Origin of the sequence: Streptomyces sp. NPDC006174, from assembly GCF_040614075.1 — a bacterium.
GTDB lineage: Bacteria > Actinomycetota > Actinomycetes > Streptomycetales > Streptomycetaceae > Streptomyces.
Map to the genome: position 1 here is coordinate 39,858 of NZ_JBEXTJ010000013.1, position 13,751 is coordinate 53,608.

General features: G+C 71.9%; 9 protein-coding genes and 1 pseudogene. 6 read left to right on the plus strand and 4 right to left on the minus strand.

Features of this window, described 5'->3' with window-relative positions:
* Window positions 1-84: 84 nt before the first annotated feature.
* Window positions 85-3,885 carry an ABC transporter ATP-binding protein gene (locus ABZ267_RS26535; RefSeq protein WP_356751309.1) on the minus strand — a complete coding sequence of 1,267 codons (3,801 nt, stop codon included), beginning with the start codon at window positions 3,883-3,885 and terminating at the stop codon, window positions 85-87.
* A gap of 195 nt (window positions 3,886-4,080) precedes the next feature.
* Between ABZ267_RS26535 and ABZ267_RS26540 the strand changes: the two are divergent.
* Window positions 4,081-4,332: pseudogene (locus tag ABZ267_RS26540) on the plus strand (type II toxin-antitoxin system RelE/ParE family toxin); the annotation flags it as partial.
* A gap of 11 nt (window positions 4,333-4,343) precedes the next feature.
* Window positions 4,344-4,793, plus strand: coding sequence for a helix-turn-helix transcriptional regulator (locus tag ABZ267_RS26545; RefSeq protein ID WP_356751311.1), 450 nt, complete (start codon window positions 4,344-4,346; stop codon window positions 4,791-4,793).
* 15 nt (window positions 4,794-4,808) lie between these two features.
* On the opposite strand, the gene ABZ267_RS26550 is transcribed toward ABZ267_RS26545, so the two are convergent.
* The 3 genes from ABZ267_RS26550 to ABZ267_RS26560 all read right to left on the minus strand — a co-directional run bounded on the left by ABZ267_RS26550 (window position 4,809) and on the right by ABZ267_RS26560 (window position 9,052).
* Entirely contained in the window at window positions 4,809-6,491 is a 1,683-nt protein-coding gene (locus tag ABZ267_RS26550; protein WP_356751313.1) for a thiamine pyrophosphate-binding protein, read from the minus strand.
* Window positions 6,488-7,477, minus strand: coding sequence for an agmatinase (gene speB, locus ABZ267_RS26555; protein ID WP_356751315.1), 990 nt, complete (start codon window positions 7,475-7,477; stop codon window positions 6,488-6,490). Before speB ends, ABZ267_RS26550 begins: the two co-directional genes overlap by 4 nt.
* Window positions 7,478-7,594: 117 nt before the next feature.
* Window positions 7,595-9,052, minus strand: a complete 1,458-nt coding sequence (locus tag ABZ267_RS26560; RefSeq protein ID WP_356751317.1) for a sodium:solute symporter — start codon at window positions 9,050-9,052, stop codon at window positions 7,595-7,597.
* Between the two features lie 132 nt (window positions 9,053-9,184).
* Here ABZ267_RS26560 and ABZ267_RS26565 point away from each other — a divergent pair, with 132 nt between their 5' ends.
* The 4 genes from ABZ267_RS26565 (at window position 9,185) to ABZ267_RS26580 (ending at window position 13,738) form a co-directional block, all read left to right on the plus strand.
* Window positions 9,185-10,702 carry a PucR family transcriptional regulator gene (locus ABZ267_RS26565; RefSeq protein WP_356751319.1) on the plus strand — a complete coding sequence of 506 codons (1,518 nt, stop codon included), beginning with the start codon at window positions 9,185-9,187 and terminating at the stop codon, window positions 10,700-10,702.
* 81 nt (window positions 10,703-10,783) lie between these two features.
* A complete protein-coding gene (locus ABZ267_RS26570; protein WP_356751321.1) occupies window positions 10,784-11,053 on the plus strand; it encodes a hypothetical protein in 270 nt (89 codons plus the stop codon).
* A 123-nt stretch (window positions 11,054-11,176) separates the two neighbouring features.
* Window positions 11,177-12,520 carry a type VII secretion integral membrane protein EccD gene (gene eccD, locus ABZ267_RS26575; RefSeq protein WP_356751534.1) on the plus strand — a complete coding sequence of 448 codons (1,344 nt, stop codon included), beginning with the start codon at window positions 11,177-11,179 and terminating at the stop codon, window positions 12,518-12,520.
* A gap of 54 nt (window positions 12,521-12,574) precedes the next feature.
* On the plus strand, window positions 12,575-13,738 hold the full coding sequence (locus ABZ267_RS26580; protein ID WP_356751323.1) for a MinD/ParA family protein: 1,164 nt from the start codon (window positions 12,575-12,577) through the stop codon (window positions 13,736-13,738).
* The last annotated feature ends 13 nt before the right edge of the window (window positions 13,739-13,751 follow it).

Here is a 13,751-nt window from a genome sequence, read left to right on the forward strand (position 1 = left end):
CACCTGACATCCGTACGCACCTGAGCGTCCCTGGCTACGACGCAGCAGACGGCCGGGAGGTTGCATGGGCGGGTGCGGGTCGTCTCAGACGCCCGCCGGCTCGTCCTCCCCTATGCCCTCGCCGATGTCCTGCCCCATGAACGTGCGCCACAGCCGTGCGTACCGCCCGTCCAGCGCCAGCAGCTCCTCGTGCGTACCGTCCTCGGCGACGCGCCCCCGGTCCATCACCACGACCCGGTCGGCGCGGGCGGCGGTGGTCAGGCGGTGCGCCACCACCAGCGTGGTGCGGCGGCCGGTGAGCCGGTCGGTGGCCTGGTTGACCAGCGCCTCGCTGGCGAGGTCCAGTGCGGCGGTGGCCTCGTCCAGGAGCAGGATGTCCGGGTCGACCAGCTCGGCGCGGGCGAGCGCGATGAGCTGGCGCTGACCGGCGGAGAGGTTGCGGCCGCGCTCGGCGACCTCGTGGAGGTAGCCGTCCTCCAGCGTGGCGATCATGTCGTGCGCGCCGACCGCGCGGGCGGCGGCCTCCACCCGGGCGTCGGTGGCGTCGGGCAGTCCGTAGGCGATGGCGTCGCGGACCGTACCGGCGAAGAGGTACGCCTCCTGCGGGACGACGCCGAGGCGGTGGCGGTAGGCGGTCATGTCGAGCCGGCGCAGATCGGTGCCGTCGGCGGTGACGCGGCCGCTGGTGGGGTCGTAGAACCGGGCGACGAGCTTGACCAGGGTCGACTTGCCGGCGCCGGTCTCGCCGACGAACGCGACGGTCTGTCCGGCCGGGATGCGCAGGTCGACGCCGGTGAGCGCCTCCTCCGCCTCGTCCTTCTTGTCGTACGCGAAGGAGACGTCCTCGAACGCGATCTCGCCGCGCAAGGAGAGCACGTCGAGCGGATCGTCCGGCTCGGCGGTGGAGGTGGGTTCGCGCAGCAGCTCCTGGATGCGGCCGAGCGAGACGGTGGCCTGCTGGTAGCCGTCGAAGACCTGGGAGAGCTGCTGGACCGGGGCGAAGAACAGCTCGATGTAGAGGAGGTAGGCGACCAGCGCGCCGACGGTCAGCGTGCCATTGTCGACCCGGCCCGCGCCGACGATGATCACGCCCGCGGCGGCGACCGAGGCGAGGAGCTGGACGAACGGGAAGTAGATCGAGATCAGCCACTGGCCGCGCACGCGGGCCTGGCGGTAGCTGTCGCTGCGCTCGGCGTAGCGTGCGGCGCCGTCGTGCTCGCGGCCGAAGGCCTGGACGATACGGAGACCCGAGACGGACTCCTGGAGGTCGGCGTTGACACCGCTGATGCGCTCACGGGCCAGTTCGTACGCCTTGACGCTGCTGCGGCGGAAGAAGAACGTGCCGATGATCAGCACCGGCAGCGTCGCGAAGACGACCAGGGCGAGCTGGATGTCCAGGACGAGCAGGGCGACCATGATGCCGAAGAAGGTGACGACGGAGACGAACGCGGTGACCAGGCCGGTCTGGAGGAACGTGGAGAGCGCGTCCACGTCCGTGGTCATCCGGGTCATGATCCGGCCGGTCAGCTCGCGCTCGTAGTAGTCGAGGCCGAGCCGCTGGAGCTGGGCGAAGATCTTGAGGCGGAGCGAGTACAGGACCCGCTCACCGGTCCGGCCGGTCATCCGGATCTCGCCGGTCTGCGCCACCCACTGGACGACCACCACGGCCAGGGCGATCCCGGAGGCCGCCCACACCGCGCCCATCGCCACCTGGTTGACGCCCTCGTCGATGCCGTACCGGATCAGGACCGGCAGCAGCAGGCCCATGCCGGCGTCGACGGCGACGAGCCCGAGGGCCAGGAGCAGCGCTCCGCCGAAGCCGCGCAGCAGCCGGCGCAGCCCGTAGGAGTCCTCGGGCAGCACGGCACGCGCCTCGTCGACCTGCGGGATGTCGGTGGCGGGCGGCAGGGCCTCGACCTGGGCGAGCAGCTCGGGGCTGGCGGGCATGCCGGCGACCGTGGCGTCCCGGTCCTCCTCCTTGCGGATCCACAGCTGCGGCGTGATGCCGCGCTCGGCGTCGAACTCGGCGTCCAGCTCCTGCTGGAGGGCTCGGTCGCCGTCGGGGTCCGCCTCGGTGTGCACCGGCCGGTGGCCCGGTGACGTACCGCCGAGCTCGTCGGGGTCGGTGAGGAGGCGGCGGTAGAGCGAGGAGGTGCGCTCCAGCTCCTCGTGGGTGCCGAGCGCGGCGAGCTTGCCGCCGTCCAGGACGGCGATGCGGTCGGCGAGCTGGAGGGTGGAGCGGCGGTGGGCGATGAGGAGGGTCGTACGGCCCTCCATGACCTGTTTGAGCGCCTCGTGGATCTCGTGCTCGACGCGGGCGTCGACGGCGGAGGTGGCGTCGTCCAGGAGGAGGAGCCGGGGGTCGGTGAGGATGGCGCGGGCGAGGGCGACGCGCTGGCGCTGGCCGCCGGAGAGGGTCAGGCCGTGCTCGCCGACGGTGGTGTCGTAGCCGTCGGGCAGCTCGGAGATGAACCCGTGGGCCTGGGCGGCGCGGGCGGCCTGTTCGATCTGGTCCTGGGTGGCGTCCGGGAAGCCGTAGGCGATGTTGGAGCGGACGGTGTCGGAGAAGAGGAAGCTGTCCTCCGGGACGAGCCCGATGGCGGCGCGCAAGGATGCCTGGGTGAGCTCGCGGACGTCGTGGCCGCCGATGAGGACGGCGCCGTGGGAGACGTCGTAGAAGCGCGGCAGCAGGAGCGAGACGGTGGACTTGCCGCTGCCGGAGGCGCCGACGATGGCGAGGGTCTCGCCGGGTTCGACGGTGAGCGAGAAGCCGTCGAGGACAGGCCGCTCCGAGGCTCCGCTTCCGAGGTCTGCGTCTGTGGCGGAGGCGGAGCGAAGCGGAGCGTATCCAAAACGCACGTCGTCGAACTCGATGCCGGCCGGGGCGTCTGCCGGCAGCTCCTTGGTGCCGTCCTGCATCGAGGGCTCGGTGTCGATCAGCTCCAGGACGCGTTCCACACCGGCGCGGGCCTGCTGGCCGACGGTGAGGACCATGGCGAGCATCCGGACCGGGCCGACGAGCTGCGCGAGGTAGGTGGAGAAGGCGACGAACGTGCCGAGCGTGATCTCGCCGCGGGTGGCCAGCCAGCCGCCGAGGGCCAGCATGGCGACCTGGCCGAGCGCGGGCACGGCCTGGAGGGCCGGGGTGTAGCGGGAGTTCAGCCGGATGGTGCGCAGCCGCCCGGCGAAGAGCCGCCGGCCGACCTCGCGGAGCTTCCCGGTCTCCTGGTCCTCCTGGCCGAACCCCTTGACGACCCGGACCCCGGAGACGGCCCCGTCGACGACTCCGGCGACGGCGGCGGCCTGGCCCTGGGCGTACCAGGTGGCGGGGAAGAGGCGTTTACGGGAGCGGCGGGCGATGGCCCAGAGCGCGGGCGCGACGGCGAGGGCGACGAGGGTCAGCGGCAGCGAGAGCCACGCCATGATCACCAGGGACATCAGGAAGAGCAGGACGTTCCCGATGGTCATCGGGAGCATGAACAGCAGCCCCTGGATGAGCTGGAGGTCGCTGGTGGCCCGGCCGACGACCTGCCCGGTGGAGAGCTCGTCCTGCCGCTTCCCGTCGAGCCGAGTGATCGTCGTGTACATGTCCGTACGCAGATCGTGCTGGACGTCGAGAGCCAGCCGGCCGCCGTAGTAGCGGCGGATGTAGGTGGCGATGTAGACGAGGACGGCGGCGCCGATGAGGAGGCCGGTCCAGAGCGCGAGCGAGCGGGTGCGGTCGGTGACGACGTCGTCGATGATCACCTTAGTGATCAGCGGCACGAGGGCCATGACGGCCATCCCGGCGAGCGAGGAGCCGAGCGCGAGCACGACATTGCGCCGGTACCGCAACGCGTACCCGGTCAGCCGTCGGCCCCACCCCTGTTGCTCTGCGCCCGTCACGCGTTGCCTCCTGCTTCCGAGCTGTACGACCTGATCTTCCGGAAGGCACCAACGCGGCGGGGAGCGGATTTCATCCCTCCGCAACAAAGGAGGGCGCTTCGGGACCACGACAACCGCCGAGAGGAGATCACCCCTTCGGGTGACTGCGCAGCGAAGACAGGCGGCATACACTGGAGCATCTATACGTTTGGATATATGGATACGCCCTATGTGATCGAGATCGAACCCGAGGTCCGGCTATGGCTGATGAACCTGCCGTACAACGACTTCCTGGTGGTCGAGCACGTCGCCGAGCTGCTGCGGGAGATCGTTCTGCTTACCGTCTTCCGCAAGACCCGGCGGCGGCAGACGGCCGAGGTCGCCCGCGCCAAGCGCGCCAAGATGCTCTGCCAGACCGAGCACCCACCGGCTCACGATGTGTACACGCGCACAGCCGACGAGGAGAAGGAGAAGCGGGAATGGTCAGCCACGCACGCTGGAAGCTCGCCCGCGACGAGAAGGTCGCCCAGGGGATCGCCGAGGACCCCGAGGTGGAGCGGCGCCGCGAGGAGATCTCTCTCGCGTTCGACCTCGGACAGGCCGTGTACGACCGGCGGGTCGACCTCGGCCTCTCGCAGACCGAGCTGGCCCGGCGCGCCGGTATGACGCAGCCGCAGGTCTCGAAGCTGGAGCTCGGCGGCACGGTCCCGACCGTGCCGCTGCTGGCACGGCTGGCCCGCGCCATGGAGGCGGTGTTCCGGATGGAGCTCTTCGGGAGCAGCATCCGCGTGACGTTCACCGACCTGGACGGAACCACATCGGAGGAGGCCGACGCAGAGCCGTCCTCCGCGGAACACGTGTCCGCGTCCGCCACCGAAGCGGAGACGGACGCGGACACGGACACGGAGAGGACGGCGGCCACGGGCTGAAGGATTCGGATCGGCCTACAGGTGCGTCGGCTCGAACATCCGCAGCAGGGCCGGGAGCACGACGACGGAGGGGCCGGGCGCCGTCAGGGCCTTGGACAGGTCCGTGGCGAGCGTCTCCGGTGTCGTCCGGACCGCCGGTACGCCGAAGGACTCGGCCAGGGCGACGAAGTCCGGGCGGGACAGTTCGGTGCCTGTGGTCTCGCCGAAGGCGCCCGTCATGTACTCGCGCAGGATGCCGTAGCCGCCGTCGTCGACGATCAGCCATGTCAGCGGCAGGTCGTACTGACGGGCGGTGGCCAGCTCCGCGATGGAGTACATCGCGCCGCCGTCGCCGGAGACCGCGAGCACCGGCGTCGTCGGATCGGCGGCGGCGGCGCCGATGGCCGCCGGGAAGCCGTAGCCGAGGCCGCCCGCGCCCTGGGCGGAGTGCATGGTGTTGGGCCGCCGCGCGTCGAACGCGGACCAGGCCCAGTAGGCCAGGATCGTCATGTCCCAGAAGCTGGGCGACGCGTCGGGCAGCGCCTCGCGGACGGCGGCGAGGACCTGCTGCTCCAGGGTCAGCTCCTGGGCGTCGATCCGGACCCGTACCTTCTCCAGCACCGTACGCACGCGCTCGGCGGCGTCCGTGTCCGCGCGCCGCTCGACCGCCTCCAGCAGGTCGGCCAGTGCCTCGCGGGCGTCGGAGTGAATGCCGAGCGCGGGATGGTTGGACTCCAGCTTTCCGGCGTCGGCCTCGATCTGGATGACCCGGCCGCGCGGCCGGAAGGTGTGGTAGTTCGAGGAGAGCTCGCCGAGGCCGGAGCCGACGACGAGCAGGACGTCCGCGTCCTCCAGGAAGTCGGTGGTGTGCCGGTCCTCCAGCCAGGAGCGCAGCGAGAGCGGGTGCTCCCACGGGAAGGCGCCCTTGCCGCCGAAGGTGGTGACGACCGGCGCGTCGAGCTTCTCGGCCAGCGCGCGCAGTTTGCCGGAGGCGTCGGAGCGTACGACTCCACCGCCCGCGATGATCACCGGCCGCTCGGCGTTCGACAGCAGGTGCGCGGCGGCGATGGTCAGCTCGGGCCGTGGGTAGAGCTCGCGCGGGGTGGCGTCCATGGGGCTGACGACCGGCAGCGTGGTCTCGGCGAGGAGCACGTCCTGCGGGATCTCCACCCAGACCGGCCCGTGCGGAGCGGTCAGCGCGGACTCCCAGGCGGCGGCGATCGCGGACGGGATCTGCGAGGCGGCGCGCACGGTGTGGACGGACTTCACGATGTCGCGTACGGAGGCCTGCTGGTCGCGCAGCTCGTGGAGGTAGCCGTGCCGCCCGCCGCCGAGGCCCGCCGTCGGGATCTGGCTGGAGATCGCGAGGACGGGCGCGGAGGCGGCGGCCGCCTCCTGGAGCGCGGCGAGCGAGGTGAGCGCGCCGGGCCCGGTGGAGAGGAGCAGCGGCGCGACCTCGCCGGTGATCCGGCCGTAGGCGTCGGCGGCGAATCCGGCGTTGTTCTCGACGCGGAGTCCGACGTACCGCAGCGAGGAGCGGCGCAGCGCGTCGAACATGCCGAGCGCGTGCTGACCGGGCAGGCCGAAGACGGTGGTCGCGCCGAGTCCTTGGAGCGACTCGACGACGAGGTCACCGCCGGTGCGGCCGGGCGGCGGGGTCAGGACGGCGGCGGCCTGCGCGGCGGTGAGCTGCGGCCGGTCGTCGTGGTCGTGGCTCACTTGGCGTCCTCGGCGCTCTTGGGGCTCCTGGAGGCCGCGATCTGGCGGGACATGATCGTCGTCAGCTCGTACGCGGTGTGGGAGGCGGCCACGGAGGTGATCTCGGCGTGGTCGTACGCGGGCGCCACCTCGACCAGGTCGGCGGAGACCAGGTGGCAGGAGGAGAGGCCGCGCAGGATCTCCAGCAGCTCGCGCGAGGTGAGGCCGCCGGCCTCCGGGGTGCCGGTGCCGGGCGCGTGCGCCGGGTCCAGGACGTCGATGTCGATGGAGATGTAGAGCGGCCGGTCGCCGATGCGCTGGCGCAGCTGGTCGGCGATCTCGTCCACGCCGCGCCGCATGACGTCGGCGGAGGTGACGATGCCGAAGCCCATCTTCTCGTCGTCGGTCAGGTCCTGCTTGCCGTAGAGCGGGCCGCGGGTGCCGACGTGGGAGAGGGCGGAGGTGTCGAGGATGCCCTCCTCGACGGCCCGGCGGAAGGGGGTGCCGTGGGTGTACTCGGCGCCGAAGTAGGTGTCCCAGGTGTCCAGGTGCGCGTCGAAGTGGAGCAGCGCGACGGGCCCGTGCTTCTTGGCGACGGAGCGCAGGAGCGGCAGGGCGATGGTGTGGTCGCCGCCGAGGGTCATGAGGCGCGCGCCGGTGTTCAGCAGGTCGTCGGCGGCGGCCTCGACGGTCTCCACGGCCTCGTTGATGTTGAACGGGTTGGCCGCGATGTCGCCGGCGTCCGCGACCTGCGCGAGGGCGAACGGGGAGGCGTCCTGGGCCGGGTTGTACGGGCGCAGCAGGCGGGAGGCCTCACGGATGGCATTGCCGCCGAAGCGGGCGCCGGGCCGGTAGGAGACCCCGCTGTCGAAGGGCACGCCGACGACGGCGACATCGGCCCGCCCGACCTCGTCGAGCCGGGGCAGCCGGGCGAACGTCGCGGGCCCGGCGTACCGCGGGACGCGGGAGGAGTCGACGGGGCCGCGCGGCGATTCGTTGCTGCTCATGGGGGTGGGGTGCCTTTCCTTCGGTTTCGTACGGTGTCAAGTGTGCGGGCAATTCAGCCCGTCCGGCGATCGAGGACATCTTTTGCGCCCGCCTGATCCGGCGCGAGGGTTCCGTCCTCAGACGCCGGACAGGCTGGAATCGCGCCCCGCCAGCCGCTCGCGCCAAGCGGCGAGCACGGCCGCATCCGTAGGCGGCGTGGCCAGTGAGACGACGACGTACACGGCCAGCGACGACAGCAGCCCGTAGTAGATCGGCTGGTTGGCGAGGATCCCGTACACCGCCATCAGCCCGATCACCGCCACACCTCCCACGCACACCGCCGCCAGCGCACCCGCCGCCGTTCCGCGACGCCACAGCAGCCCGCCGAGGATCGGCACGAGCAGCCCGCCGACCAGCAGGTTGTACGCGACGGTCAACGCCTCGACCACGTCGTTCAGCGCGATGGCGATCAGAATGACCGCGATGCCCATGATGAGGATGAACACCCGGTTCCCCTTGACCTCGTCATGCGGTTCACCGTCCCCGCCACCTCCGTCCCGCACCACGACCCCGCGCAACCGCGACCAGATGTCGTTGTTGGCGACGGTCGCGCAGGCGATCAGCGCACCGGACGACGTCGACATCACGGCAGCCAGCGCCGCGGCCAGCACCAGCCCCCGCACGCCCATCGGCAGCTCGTCCTTGACGATGGTCGCGAAGGCGGAGTCGGCGCTCGCCAGGTCCGGGTACATCACCTTGGCCGCGGTGCCGATGACGGCTCCGGCGATGGCGTACACGAGGCAGTACGTCCCCGCCACCGTCCCGCCCCACCGCGCCGTGCGGTCGCTGCGCGCGGTGAACACGCGCTGCCAGATGTCCTGACCGATGAGCATGCCGAAGGTGTAGATCAGGACGTACGTGAAGATCGTCTCGCCGCCGATGCCGAGCGGATCGAAGTACTCGGTCGGCAGCTGCGCCTTCATCTCGCTGAAGCCGCCCGCCTTGACGACGGCGATCGGCAGCAGGAGCAGCAGCACGCCGATGGTCTTGACGACGAACTGGACCATGTCCGTCAGCGTGATCGACCACATGCCGCCGAGCGTCGAGTACGCGACGACGATGGTGCCGCCGAGGACGATGGCGACGGTCCGGTTCACGTCGAAGAGGACGTCGAAGATGGTGGCGTACGCGATGGTCGAGGTGACCGCGAGCATCAGCGTGTACGCCCACATGACGACGCCGGAGATGATGCCGGCCCGTCCGCCGTAGCGCAGGTCGAGCATCTCGGAGACGGTGTAGACCTTCAGCCGGGCGATCCGCGCGGAGAAGAAGACGGAGAGAGCGAGCAGGCCGAGGCCGATGGTGAAGACCATCCAGGCGCCGGAGAGGCCGTACTGGTAGCCGAGGCCGACGCCGCCGATGGTGGACGCGCCGCCGAGGACGATGGCGGCCATGGTGCCGGAGTACATCGCGGGCCCGAGGCGGCGCCCGGCGACCAGGAACTCGCTCTTGGACTTGGCGCGGCGCATGCCCCACCAGCCCATGGCGAGCATGCCGGCCAGGTAGACGACGATCACGGCGTAGTCGACAGCCATGGGCTTCCCTCCGTCTCGCGCAACAGGTGCAGTGCGGGTGGTGCAGGTGCGAGGAAGACGGTAGGTGGCCGGAAGCCGACGTTGAAGTGTACGTTTCCTCCACTCTCACCGCCGAGAACGGACGAACCCTCCATGCCGACGCCTACCACCGCTCCGCAGCCTCCCGCTCCGCCGATCCCTCTCACCGAACTCCTGGCGAGCAAGGAGCTGGGCCTGCGCCGGATCGCGGGCCCGGCCGAGGCCGAGCTGCTCTGGGTGCACACCTCGGAGATGGCCGACCCGTATCCGTACCTCCTCGGCGGTGAGCTGCTGCTGAGCGCCGGAGTGCTGCTGACGGACCCGGACCACTATGTGGCGCGGCTGGTGGAGGCAGGTGCGGCGGCGCTCGGTTTCGGCGTACGGCCGGTGTACGAGGCGGTCCCGGAGGCGCTCGTCCAGGCGTGCGACCGGCACGGACTGCCGCTGCTGGAGGTGCCGCCGGAAACCCCGTTCACGACGATCGCGCGGGCGGTGTGGCGGCTGATGGCTCAGGCCCGTCACCGGGAGCTGCGCCGGGTGACCCGGGCCCAGCAGGCCCTGGCGACGGCGGCGGCCCGGCCCGACCCCGTACCGGCGGTCCTCCACCAGCTCGCCACGCGGCTCGGCGGCCGGGCGGTGCTGCTGACGGCGCGGGGTGAGGAGGTCCACGCGGCGGGCCGCCGGCCGCCTCCGGAAGCGGTGGCCGCACTGACGCGCCTGGCCCGTGTGGTGGCCCGCGAAGGTCCCGGCTCCCCGGCCTCGGCCACCGACGCCCACGACGGCACGCACCTGGCGGCTTACGCGCTCGGCGGCGGCGAGGGTCTCGTCCTGGCCCTGGCGACCCGGCAGCGGGAGTCCGGCGACCACACGGTGGCCGGCATCGCGGTGGTCCTGCTCTCCCTCCTGGCCGCCCCGCACCAGGGCGCGGACGCGGCGGACCGCTCGGCGGCCCTGGTACGGCTGCTGCTCGGCGCATCGCCGGAGGAGGTGGCTCCGCTCCTGGCCCCGACCGGCCCCTGGACGGTGATCCACGCCCGCCGCACGGACGGCACCACGCCGGACGGCCTGACGGCGGGTGCGCTGGGCGCGTCGCTGGGCTCGGCGCTGGTGGACGCGGGCCGGAACGACGACGACACCGTACGAGTCCTGCTCCCGCCGACCACCGGCGAGGCGCCCCCGCAGGAAGGCGCCAACGAGGAGACCGCCGAAGAGCCCCCGCAACCCTCCACCGTGCCGCCACACCCCGGCTGGACCCTCGGCGTCTCGGCTCCCACCCCGCTCGCGGCCCTGGCCTCCGCCGACCTCCGCGCCGCCCGCGCCCTGGCCCACGCGGAGGCGACCCGCACCCCGCTCACGGCGGACACCCGGGCCACCGGCCTGGCCGCGTTGATCCCGCCGGACCAGGCCGCCGCGCACGCCCGCACGCTCCTCGCCCCGCTCACGCCACCGCTGGCCGACACCCTGCGCTGCTGGCTCTCCCTCCACGGCAGCTGGGACCGCACGGCGGTGGCCCTCTCCGTCCACCGCAACACCGTCCGCCAACGCATCGGCCGGTGCGCGCAGTTGCTGGACGTGGACCTCAACGACATGGACGTACGGACGGAGTTGTGGTTCGCACTGCGGCAGGAATAGCCGCCGGACGCGAGGGCCGGCGCCCTCAGGTGTACGGACCGCTCACCCATGCCTTATGTTGCAGTGGCAAAGGGGGATCGCATGGCACGGGATTACGACAGCCAGCTGCTGGAGTCGGTGGGAGTGCGCCGGCGCAGGATGCGGGACGCCCTGCTGTTCGGCGTGGAACGCGCACGGCGGACGGCGGACGAGCGGCTCGGCAAGGTATTCGCGGGAATCGCGATCACGGCCGTGCTGTGTGCGGGATGCGTGGGGTGGTCCTTCCTCCAGCACACGCTGGACAAGCAGAAGGCCGAGCAGCAGAAACAGCAGCAACGACAGGCGCAGCAGTACGGGCAGTCGCTGCATTAGTGGTGAGCACCGCTCCGCATTCTCTGTCAGAGATGGGAAAGAGCTCACAGTGCCTTATCAGGCAATTGGCCCGAAATTTCGGAAAATCACGATGATAGGTTTCCGTAAGTGGTGAGCACAGCAATGACGTCCCGCTCCGAGCTGAGCCGGGTGACCTTGGTCGGCGAGCGGCGCCGGGCCGACATCGTGCTGCCGTCGGACACTCCCATCGGCCAACTACTGCCGGACATCCTGCAGTTGCTGGACGACCGGGCCGCATCGCGGCCGCTGACCAGGCAGTTGATCACCTCCGACGGCTCGGCCCTGCCGCACGAGAGCACGCTGGCCTCGGCCGGCATCAGCGACGGCGCCGTGCTCCGACTGGTCAGGATCCACGCCGCTCCGCCCGCCCCGGTGGTGCACGACGTCACGGACCAGGTGGCCGACACCCTCGATCTGCAGGCCTGGCGCTGGCGTCCGGCCGCGCGCAGGGTCGCCGCGGGTGCCTCGACCGTGGCGTTCGCGGTGGTCGCGGCCCTGCTGGCCCGGCGCGAGTTCCCGCTCGACGCGCTGGCCGGCGCGCTGGCCGTGGTCACCGTCGTCCTTCTGGTGGGCGGCGCGCTCTGCGCCCGGATCGGCGCGGGCAACCGCGGCCTGGCGACCGCGCTGCTGTTCGTCTCGGGCGGGCTCGGCGTTCTCACGGCCTGGACCGCCGCCGACGCCTACGGCTGGTCGGGACCGGCCCGGCTGGCCGCGGTGGCGGCGGCGGTGGCCCTGGCCCTGCTGCTGCTCGGCTTCTTCTCGCCGCTGGGGCGCGGCGGCCTCATCGGGGCCGGGGCCACGACCGCCGTGACGGCGGTGTGGGAGGCCGTCGCCGCGGTGGAGTCGGATCCGGCCCGGCTCGGCGCCGTGATGGTGGTCTTCTCCGTGGTGCTGCTCGGCATGCTGCCCCGGCTCGCGCTGATGGCGTCCGGGCTCACCGCGCTCGACGACCGGCGGTCGGGCGGGGTGTCGGTCAGCCGCCACGACGTCTCCAACGCACTGGCCGCGACCCACCGCGGCCTCGCGCTCGCGACCGTGGTCACCGCCGTCTCGGCGACCGCGGCGGGCTGGCTGCTCACTCTGGCCGCGCAACCGACCGTGTGGACGGTGCTCCTGCCGTCGGTGGTCGCCGTCGTCCTTCTGTCGCGGGCCCGCGCGTTCCCTCTGGTGGCCGAGGTGGTGGCCCTGTTCGCCGCCGCGGCGGTCCTCGTCGTGCGTCTCGTCATGCTGTGGATGGAGCAGGCTTCCGGCGGCGCGGGACCCGTGCTCGTCCTCGGCGTGGCAGCGCTGCTGCCGCTGCTGGCCCTGTCGGTGGAGCCTGCCGAGCATGTACGGGTGCGGTTGCGGCGCACCGCCGACCTGGTCGAGTCCATCGGCATGGTGGGGCTGTTCCCGCTCGCCGTCGGCGTGTTCGGCATGTACGGGCAGCTGCTCAACAAGTTCTGACAGGGATGCGCGGGTGCTCCGGTCGGGGCATCGCGGCGGAGGAGAAGGGCAGACATGCCGAACGGGGACAACTGGCAGGGCGATGTGCTGCGCGATCTGCGGGGCGCCTCCGGGCCGCCGGCGGCGGGTCCTGGCGGGCCGTCGCCGTCCGTACCGCCCGCTCCGCCCAACGCGGCGCAGGCCTCCGGAACGGAACGCATACCCGCGCCGACGCAACCGCCCGCACCCGCACCCGCATCTGCATCTACATCTGCATCCCAGCAGACGCCCGCGCCGCCTCGTCCGCGGCGGCCCTCCGCTCCCGATTCACGAGCCGTGGTGGACACCGCGCTGAGCGGCACGGCACGCCGCCCGCAGCGCGGTGAGCCGGTCGGCGTACGCGTCGCCCGAGCCGTGCGCCGGATCGTTTCCTCCTCGGCGGCGCGCGAGGTCGCCGAGCTGACCCGGACCGCCGAGACGCTCCAGCAGCCGGTCACGACCGGGCGGCAGATCGCCGTCACCTCCATCCGGGGCGGCGCGGGCAAGACGACCGTGGCGGCCCTGCTCGGCACGGCGTACGCGCACTACCGCCAGGACCCGGTCCTCCTGGTCGAGGCGGATCCGGCACTCGGTTCACTGCCGCTGCGGCTGGGCGCCGATACGGTGCGCTGGACCACGGCCGATCTGGCGGACATCGTGGAGCCGCAGATGTCGCTGCTGGACGTCACCGGCTACCTGGTCCAACTCCCGGAAAACGCCTGGCTGTTGCCGGGAAGCCAGGGACAGATCGGTGCGATGCTGGACACGTCCGCGTACGAGCGGGTCATGGTGGCGCTGCGCCGCTACTTCGGTGTGAGCGTCGTGGACTGCGAGACGCTGCCCGCCGAGGTCGCCCGGGTCGCGCTCTCGGCCTCCCAGGCCCGGGTGCTGGCCGCTCCGGCGACCCTGGACGGCGTCACGAGCACGTACGCCGTACTGCAGTGGATGCAAGGGCTCCCCCGACACATGATCGACGGCACCGTCGTCGTGCTCTCCACCATGGTCGCCCGGCCCGGGATCGACGTCGAGGCGGCCGCCGAGAAGCTCAGGTCCACCGGCGCGGGCGTCCATGTCCTGCCCTACGACCGGCACTTGGCCTCCGGTGGCGTCCTGCGTACCGAACTGCTCGCCCGACCGACACGTCTGGCCGCCGCCCGGCTCGCCGCCGAGGTCTTCCAGCTCTCCCAGAAGCGCCGGTGACCCCGATGCCGTG